Raw genomic sequence first — 611 nt, 5'->3', positions numbered from 1 at the left:
TCATCTGATGAGATAGCCATGTTAAGAAATTGAAAGTATAGCATTAAAGGGGTTTGTAACAGTTGAAAATTATATATTGTATTACTAAAGCAGACAATGGTGGTGCACAAACACATCTCATTCAACTCGCCAACCATTTTTGCGTACACCATGATGTTTATGTCATTGTAGGCAATCATGGACCAATGATTGAACAACTAGATGCAAGAGTTAATGTAATTATTCTCGAACATTTAGTAGGTCCAATTGACTTTAAACAAGATATTTTAGCTGTCAAAGTGTTAGCACAGTTATTCTCGAAAATTAAGCCTGATGTTATCCATTTACATTCTTCCAAAGCTGGAACGGTCGGACGAATTGCGAAGTTCATTTCGAAATCGAAAGACACACGTGTAGTTTTTACTGCGCATGGATGGGCTTTTACAGAGGGTGTTAAACCAGCTAAAAAATTTCTATATCTAGTTATCGAAAAATTAATGTCATGTATTACAGATAGCATTATTTGTGTTTCAGATTTCGATAAACAGTTAGCGTTAAAATATCGATTTAATCGATTGAAATTAACCACAATACATAATGGTATTGCAGATGTTCCCGCTGTTAAGCAAACG

Annotated in this window: 1 protein-coding gene; it reads left to right on the top strand. The window is 34.4% G+C overall.

Annotation, left to right across the window (positions count from 1 at the left end; genetic code table 11):
- Window positions 1-62: 62 nt before the first annotated feature.
- A partial coding sequence (locus IDG60_RS20650) for a glycosyltransferase (RefSeq protein WP_206161129.1) occupies window positions 63-611 on the top strand: 549 nt, incomplete at its 3' end.

The organism is Staphylococcus sp. EG-SA-2, assembly GCF_017152085.1.
This window is presented reverse-complemented; position numbering and strand designations above follow the sequence as displayed.